Source organism: Streptomyces sp. NPDC020807 (assembly GCF_040641575.1).
Classification (GTDB): Bacteria; Actinomycetota; Actinomycetes; order Streptomycetales; family Streptomycetaceae; genus Streptomyces.
Map to the genome: position 1 here is coordinate 510,915 of NZ_JBFADU010000003.1, position 7,781 is coordinate 518,695.

Consider the following 7,781-nt stretch of genomic DNA (forward strand, 5'->3'; position numbering starts at 1 on the left):
TGGAACGATCAGTCAAGTTACGTGGTCGTGCTGCGGACCGCGTAGACCGGCACCGCCACCTCGTCGTCGTCCAGGCACCGGCCCGTCTCCAGGTCGAAGCGCTGCTTCAGGAGCGGCGAGGCGACGAACGGCCGCCCGTCGACCGAGCCGAGGAGGCCCCGGGAGAGCACCTGGGCGCCCGTGAACGGGTCGCGGTTGTCGATCGCGTACGTCCGTCCCGCCCGGTCCCGGAAGACCGCGGCCTGCCGGCCGTCCGGGAGCAGGGCGGCCACGCCCCGGCCCGGGGTGAGCCGGGACTCCTCGCAGACCGTGATCCAGGCGTCGGGGGAAGGGGAGAGTTCGAGGGTCGCAGTCGTCGTCGGCGTGGTCGTCGTCATCGGGAGGTGACCCCTTCCAGGGTGAGGAACGTGAGATCCGGCTTGATCTGGTCGCGCTCCGGCGTGAACCGGACCGACGGGTCGGGCGTCTCGGGCGCGTTCACGAAGGAGACGAAGCGCCGCAGCCGGTCCGGGTCGTCCAGGGTCTGCGCCCACTCGTCCTGGTAGTCCTCGATGTGCGCGGCCATCAGCGCCTCCAGCTCGTCGCAGAGGCCGAGCGAGTCGTGCACCACGACGTCCTTGAGGTGGGCGAGGCCGCCCTCCAGGCGCTCCAGCCAGGTCGACGTCCGCTCCAGGCGGTCGGCCGTCCGGATGTAGAACATGAGGAACCGGTCGATGAGCCGGACGAGTTCGGCGTCCGAGAGGTCCTGGGCGAGCAGGTCCGCGTGGCGCGGGGTCGCGCCGCCGTTCCCGCCGACGTACAGGTTCCAGCCGTTCGCCGTGGCGATGATCCCGAAGTCCTTGGACTGCGCCTCCGCGCACTCGCGGGCGCAGCCCGAGACCGCCGACTTGAGCTTGTGCGGGGCGCGCAGGCCCCGGTAGCGCAGCTCCAGCTGGATCGCCATCCTCACCGAGTCCTGGACGCCGTAGCGGCACCAGGTCTGGCCCACGCAGGACTTCACCGTGCGCAGCGACTTGCCGTACGCGTGGCCCGACTCGAAGCCCGCGTCGACCAGGCGGGTCCAGATGGAGGGGAGCTGGTCCACCCGGGCGCCGAAGAGGTCGATGCGCTGGCCGCCGGTGATCTTCGTGTAGAGGCCGAAGTCCCGTGCCACCTCGCCGATCACGATCAGCTTGTCCGGGGTGATCTCGCCGCCGGGGATGCGGGGCACGACCGAGTAGGAGCCGTTGCGCTGCATGTTGGCGAGGAAGTGGTCGTTGGTGTCCTGGAGGGAGGCCTGCTCGCCGTCGAGGATGTACCCGCCGATGCCCAGTGTCGGGGCGAGCGACGCCAGGATCGAGCCGACGGTCGGCTTGCAGACCTCGCAGCCCTCGCCGCCCTTCGCCGCGTCCCGGCCGTGCGAGTCGAGCAGCGCGGCGAAGGAGGTGATCCGCAGGGTGCGGGCGATCTCGTACAGCTCGCTGCGGGTGTACGAGAAGTCGCGGCACAGGCCGTTGTCGGCCGGGGCCGGCAGCAGCTTCTCGATGACCTTCACGCAACTGCCGCAGCCCGTGCCGGCCTTGGTGCACTTCTTCACCTCGGCGAGCGACTCGCACTGGCCGATGGCGTGCTTCGTGACGTTGTGGCAGGAGCAGATGACGGCGTCGTCCGGCAGGGCCGAGGGGCCGAGCGCGACGGGCGCGCCGAGGCCGGCCGGGAGGACCAGCTGCTCGGGGGAGACGGGCGGGACGGAGCCGGTGAGCGGGCGGAGGATGCCGTACTGCTCGGCGTCGCCGACCAGGACGCCGCCGAGGAGGACGCCGTCGCCGGAGACCACCAGCTTCTTGTAGACGCCCGAGCGGGAGTCCGAGTACACGACGTCGAGGCTGTCCTCGGTGGCGCCGTGGGCGTCGCCGAAGGAGGCGACGTCGACGCCGAGGAGCTTGAGCTTGGTGGAGAGGTCGGCGCCGGTGAAGGACTTCCCGCCCTCCCCGGACTCGTCGGCGACCAGGGTGTCCGCCACCGTGAGCGCCATCTCGTAGCCGGGCGCCACCAGGCCGTACACCCGGCCGTCCGAGGCGAGCGCGCACTCGCCGATCGCGAAGACCGCCGGGTCGGACGTACGGCACTGCTCGTCGACGGTGATGCCGCCGCGCTCGCCGACGGCGAGACCGCAGTCGCGGGCCAGCTGGTCGCGGGGGCGGACGCCGGCCGAGAACACCACCATGTCCGTGGAAAGTTCGGAGCCGTCCGACAGGCGCATGCCCGTCACGGCGCCGTCGGCGGAGGCCACGACCTCCTGCGTCCCGGTGCCGGTGTGGACGGTCAGGCCCATCTTCTCGATCGTCCGGAGCAGGGCCGCGCCGCCGCCCTCGTCGACCTGCACCGGCATCAGGCGCGGCGCGAACTCCACGACGTGCGTGTCGAGTCCGAGGCCCTTGAGCGCGCCGGCCGCCTCCAGGCCGAGCAGACCGCCGCCGACGACCGCGCCGGTCGTCGCCGTCCTCGCGTACTCCTCGATCGCGAGGAGGTCCTCGATCGTGCGGTAGACGAAGCAGCCGCGGGCGTCCTTGCCGGGGACGGGCGGGACGAAGGGGTACGAGCCGGTGGCCAGGACCAGGGTGTCGTACGCGAAGACGCGGCCGGAACGGGCCGTGACGGTACGGGCCCCGCGGTCGACGGACTCCGCCGGGTCGTCCACGTACAGCTCGATGCCGTGCTTCTCCAGGAAGCCGTCCTCGACCATCGAGAGGTCCTCCGCGGTCTTGCCGGAGAAGTACGAGGTCAGGTGGACGCGGTCGTAGGCCGGGCGCGGCTCCTCGCAGAGGACCACGATCCGGGCGCGCTCGGTGACGCCACGCTCGGCGAGGGCCTCCAGGAAGCGCTGGCCGACCATTCCGTGGCCGACCAGGACGATGGTGGGGGTGGTCATGAGGGGCCTCCGTCATGGCCGTCGTGGCCTTCGTGGGTGAGCAGGTGGAGAAGGGGGGCCTCGGGGAGGGCTTCGTCGCCCTCCCAGGCCCGGGCGAGCGTGCCGACCGCGGCGAGGTCGCCGAGCAGGACGCCCCCGACGAGCCGGTCCCCGCGGACGACGACCTTCCGGTACGCCCCCCGGGTCGCGTCCGTCAGCTGCACGACGTCGTCCCCCGGCTGGGCGGTCGCCTCCCCGAACGCGGCGAGATCGAGCGGCCGGGGGCCGGTGAGCGTGAGGCGGGTCAGGGCGCGGGTGCCGGTGTAGCGGGTGCCGGTGAGGGCGCCGGCGCGGCGGGGACCGGCCGACTCCGGGAGCAGCAGGTCCGCCAGGGCGTCCGCCTGCTCGATGGCCGGACCCGCCAGGCCGTAGAGGTGACCGGCGTGTTCCGCGCAGTCGCCGACCGCGTGGATGTACGGGTCCGAGGTGCGGAGCTCGTCGTCGACCACGACCCCCCGCGCCACGTCGAGCCCCGCCTCGCGGGCCAGCGCCACCCTGGGCCGCACCCCGCACGCCAGGACCACGACCTGCGCGTCGAGGACGTAGCCGTCGGCCAGTTCGACCGCCGTCACCGCGCCCTCCCGCTGCCGCAGGCCGCTCACCCGGCACTCGGTGTGCACCTCGACGCCGAGGGACTCGACGTGCTCGCGGAGCAACGCCGAGGCCGCCGCGTCCAGCTGGCGTTCCATCAGCCGCTCGCCCTGCTGCGTGAGGACGACCTCCGCGCCCAGCTCCGCGAGGGCCCGCGCCGCCGAGACGCCGAGGAGCCCGCCGCCGATGACCACCGCCCGCACCCCGGGCCGCACCAGCGCGCGCAGCGCCAGGCAGTCGTCGAGGGTGCGGAAGGGATGGACGCCCGCCGGCAGGGCGGCGGCGCCGCGCAGGCCGCGCAGCGGCGGCAGGACCGGGTTGGAGCCCGTCGCCAGGACCAGCCGGTCGTACCCGACGAGGGAGCCGTCCGCGCACTCCACCGTCCGCGCCGCCCGGTCGATCCGCACCGCCCGCGTCCCGAGCCGCACCGGCTCCCGGGCGTCGGGCAGGGCGATGACCTCGGGGGCGTACCGCCCGGCGAGGACGTCGGCGAGCAGCACCCGGTTGTACGGGGCGTGCCGCTCCTCGCCGAGGAGGGTGACGGGCAGGCGCTGGGCGAGCCGGGCGCCCGCCGTTCCGCCCCCGACCACCACGATCCGTGTACTCATACCCGGAAGCGTGCGTCGCCGGTGTTACCCGTCGGCATCCCGGCTGTTTCCCGTACGGAACGCTGATCTCCGCGCGGGGCGGGGGAGACTGTGAGGCCCCGGCCCCTCGCCGCCGTCCCGCCGGGAACCTCAGAACTGGCTCAACGACGAGCCGATCCATGGACGGGGCAACGATCGTCTCCGTAGGGTCACGCCATGCCCGACATCACGCTGACCACCCTTGTCCTGCTCTGCCTCGCCGCACTCGTCGCGGGGTGGATCGACGCCGTGGTGGGCGGGGGAGGGCTGCTGCTGCTCCCGGCCCTGATGATCGGACTCCCGGGCGTCGGGCACGGTCTGGTCCTCGGCACCAACAAGGCCGTCGCCATCGTCGGCACGACCGGCGCCGCGATCACCTACGTGCGCAGGACGCCCGTCCCCGTCGGCATCGCCGTGCGGGTCGGACTCGCGGCGCTCGCCGGCTCCGTGGCCGGCGCCTCCTTCGTCTCCATGATCAGCAAGGACGCGCTCCGCCCGCTGACCATGGTCGTCCTGCTCGCGGTGGCCGGCTTCGTCCTCTTCCGGCCCTCCTTCGGCGCGAGGGCGGAAGGGGAGGGCCGGGCGCCCCTCACCCGCGCGCGGATCCTCACGGCGATCGTCCTCGTCGGCGGCGGGATCGGCTTCTACGACGGCCTGTTCGGGCCCGGCACGGGCACCTTCCTCGTCCTGGCGCTGACCGCCGTCCTCCACCTCGACCTGGTGACCGCCTCCGCCACCGCCAAGATCGTCAACGTCTGCACCAACGCGGGCGCGCTCGCGATGTTCGCCTACCAGGGCAACGTGTACTGGCAGCTCGCCGCCGCCATGGCCGTCTTCAACCTGGCGGGCGCGATGATCGGCGCGCGGATGGCGCTCAGCAAGGGCACCGCGTTCGTGCGCGGGGTGCTGCTCGTGGTCGTCTGCTCGCTGGTCGTGAAGCTCGGCTACGACCAGTGGCTGACCATGGACGTCAACGCACTCCGATGAGGTGCCCGAAGGCCACCACGTTCCCCTGGTAGCCGCCGCCCTTCTCGGAGAAGCCGCCGCCGCAGGTGATCAGCCGGATCTCGGCGCGGTCCGTCTCCCCGTATACCTTCCGGTCCGGGAAGTCCTTGTTCGCGTACACCTCGACCGCGTCGACCGTGAACACGGCGGTGCGGCCGTCCTGCCGGTCCACCTCGATCCGGTGGCCCTTCTTCAGGGCCCCCAGCGTGTAGAAGACCGCCGGCCCCTGCGCGTTGTCCACGTGCCCGGCGACGATCGCCGTGCCCTTCGCGCCGGGCGGCGTGCCGTCCCCGTACCAGCCGGCCATGTTCCGGTCCGCGGCCGGCGGCACGTCCAGCGAACCGTTCCTGCCGAGACCGAGCCGCATCATCGGGGTGTCCACGTCGGTCTCCGGGATGCGCAGCCGTACCGGCGCCGAGTACGGCAGCGGGTCGGCGGCCGCCTCGGTGTGGACGCTCGGCCCGGCGGCGAAGGCCTGCGCGGCGGACGGCACGGGCGGCGCGACGTCCTGCGAGCCGTTCTGGACCAGCCAGAGGCCCACGCAGGCGGCCACGGCTATGCCCCAGCCCTTGTTCCTGCTGCTCACTAGGGATCCCTCGTGTCACGTGTCGGTGGGAGTGTGGCCCCGCCCCCGCCGGGCCGTGTGCGGGCGCGCGGCGGGGGCAGGACGGGCGGGGGAGGGCTCCAGGCCCGGTCGACCTGGGGGGCCCTAACGGCCCTGCGCGCCGCTCGCCCGGCGGCGCAGGAGCACGACCCCGCCCACGGCAGCCGCGGCCAGCACCGCCGCACCCGCCGTGACCTGGGCGGTGTCGGGGCCGATACTGCCCCCGACACCGGTCTGGACGTGTCCGCTGGGACCCCGGTGCTTGACGGTCAGGTCTCCCCGGGCCGTCTTCCCGTTGTCGCAGGCGACACTGATGCCGTACGAGCCGGCCTTCACGTGCTCGGGCACCCGGAACTGGCCGACGACGACCTCCTTGTGGGTGCTCGGGCTCAGCTGGAACTCGCCCGCGCCGAGCGAGTTCGCGTCACCGACGCCGTGGCCGTGCTCACCGCAGGCCAGCGTGTTGACGGTGACCGTCGCCCCCGGTTCGGCGGAGGACGGGTAGATCTCCAGGGACTGGTGATTGCCGCGGTCGTTGTTGTTCCAGCCGTTGTCGTTGTTGCCGTTGTCGTTCGCGTGTGCCGAGGGGGCGGCGAACGCCCCGATCGCGAGGACCGTCAGCGCGGTACCGGTGAAAAGGCGGGCAGTGGTGCGCATGGGGTCCTCCGGGGCGCGCGAGCGGTCGTGCCGGTCATGACGGTGCCGGTCTTGCCGGGGGTCCTCCCGGGAGGGACTTCCCGAGACGGACCTTCTGTGACCGAGATAAGAGCCGCGCGGCGCGCCCCGCCTCCTGACACGACATCAGGATTGGGCCGTCCGATACGGTGTGTCCACTGGATTCCGGACGTTTTCGCAGGTCAGTACGGGTTTCATGGCGTCAGCTGACACTCCGTGCCGAACGGGTGACACGCCGCTCGCGCGGGTCCCCCGGTCGGTCGTCAGGCGATCTCCTCCGCCTCGACGGAGGCGTAGGCCGCGCCCACCCGCGCCATGAGCTCCCCGTCCACGGCGAAGTCGACCGCGTCGACGCCCGAGACCGGCGCGATGCCCCGGGCGTTCGCCACGAAGGCGGCCCGGTGGTCCGGCAGGTCCGTCAGCGACACCGGGCGGCGCACCGAGCCGAGCAGCGGTTCGAGGAGGGTCATCGTGACCCCCGAGAGGTGGGGAGCCGTCGGCCAGACCACCGATGTGCCGTCCCAGAAGGCGATGTTGCTGATCGCCGCCTCGGCGACCTCCCCGTCCCCGGAGGTCAGCAACGCCTCGTCGTAGCCGGCCCGCAGGGCCGCCGCCCGGTGGTAGTGCTGGCCGAAGCCGCCCAGGTGCTTCAGGTGCGGGGCGGGGCGCAGGTACTCCACGCTCATCAGACGCTGCGGGGCGCCGAGGGCGTCCGGGGCGGGGTCGGAGACGACGACGGCGAGGCGGGTGCCCCCGTAGACGTACACCCGTGCCGAGCAGTCCCGCCGTCCCGAGGCGGCGACGGCCCCGGAGAGCCGGGCCCTGACCGCGTCGCCGGGCAGCCCCTCGCCGAAGAGCTCACGCGTCGACCGGTCGAGCCGCGCGAGGTGCAGCCCGAGCCCCTTCACGCGGCCGTCGCGCACCTGGAAGGCGGTGAAGTGCCCGAAGCCGGACATGAGGGTGGCGAGGAGGGCGGGGTCGGGGGCGGGGGTGCCGTCGATCTCGATGTAGGGGGACGTCATGGCCTCACGGTACGGGGCGGTGGGGTGCGGGTCGGGGGCGCCTGCGGCGGGCCTTTCCCCCACCCCGCCCCTTCCCGAAACCGGGGGCAAGCCCCCGGACCCCCGTACGGCCTGGCGCCCGTGCCCTCAAGCGCCGGGCGGGCTGGAAATTCAGCCCCGCCGGCGTTTGAGGCGCGGGGTCCGGGGCGGAGCCCCGGTTTCGGGAAGGGGCGGGGTGGGGGAAGGCCCCGCGCAGCGGCCCCCCCCCCCCCCCCCCCCCCCCCCCCCCCGCCCGCGCCCCCCCCCCCCCCCAGGCAGAGCACACCGCT

Annotated in this window: 7 protein-coding genes; 1 reads left to right on the top strand and 6 read right to left on the bottom strand. The window is 73.4% G+C overall.

Features of this window, described 5'->3' with window-relative positions; genetic code table 11:
* Positions 1 to 17 precede the first annotated feature (17 nt).
* From nirD to AB0G79_RS07835, 3 genes are read right to left on the bottom strand one after another with little or no spacing between them, the layout of a single operon-like run.
* On the bottom strand, positions 18 to 377 hold the full coding sequence (gene nirD, locus AB0G79_RS07825; RefSeq protein WP_360801794.1) for a nitrite reductase small subunit NirD: 360 nt from the start codon (positions 375 to 377) through the stop codon (positions 18 to 20).
* On the bottom strand, positions 374 to 2,911 hold the full coding sequence (gene nirB / locus AB0G79_RS07830; RefSeq protein WP_360801797.1) for a nitrite reductase large subunit NirB: 2,538 nt from the start codon (positions 2,909 to 2,911) through the stop codon (positions 374 to 376). The genes nirD and nirB overlap by 4 nt, the downstream gene beginning before the upstream one ends.
* Positions 2,908 to 4,149 carry an FAD-dependent oxidoreductase gene (locus tag AB0G79_RS07835; RefSeq protein ID WP_360801800.1) on the bottom strand — a complete coding sequence of 414 codons (1,242 nt, stop codon included), beginning with the start codon at positions 4,147 to 4,149 and terminating at the stop codon, positions 2,908 to 2,910. Before AB0G79_RS07835 ends, nirB begins: the two co-directional genes overlap by 4 nt.
* Before the next feature lie 195 nt (positions 4,150 to 4,344).
* Here AB0G79_RS07835 and AB0G79_RS07840 point away from each other — a divergent pair, with 195 nt between their 5' ends.
* A complete protein-coding gene (locus AB0G79_RS07840; protein ID WP_360801803.1) occupies positions 4,345 to 5,154 on the top strand; it encodes a TSUP family transporter in 810 nt (269 codons plus the stop codon).
* Here AB0G79_RS07840 and AB0G79_RS07845 read toward each other — a convergent pair.
* From AB0G79_RS07845 to AB0G79_RS07855, 3 genes are all read right to left on the bottom strand, one after another.
* Positions 5,138 to 5,758, bottom strand: a complete 621-nt coding sequence (locus tag AB0G79_RS07845; protein ID WP_360801806.1) for a class F sortase — start codon at positions 5,756 to 5,758, stop codon at positions 5,138 to 5,140. The genes AB0G79_RS07840 and AB0G79_RS07845 overlap by 17 nt on opposite strands.
* A gap of 123 nt (positions 5,759 to 5,881) precedes the next feature.
* On the bottom strand, positions 5,882 to 6,433 hold the full coding sequence (locus AB0G79_RS07850) for a hypothetical protein (RefSeq protein ID WP_360801809.1): 552 nt from the start codon (positions 6,431 to 6,433) through the stop codon (positions 5,882 to 5,884).
* Positions 6,434 to 6,714: 281 nt separating this feature from the next.
* The gene (locus tag AB0G79_RS07855; protein ID WP_360801812.1) at positions 6,715 to 7,473 is read right to left on the bottom strand and encodes an aminotransferase class IV; all 759 of its coding nucleotides are present in this window, start codon (positions 7,471 to 7,473) and stop codon (positions 6,715 to 6,717) included.
* Positions 7,474 to 7,781: the final 308 nt, after the last annotated feature.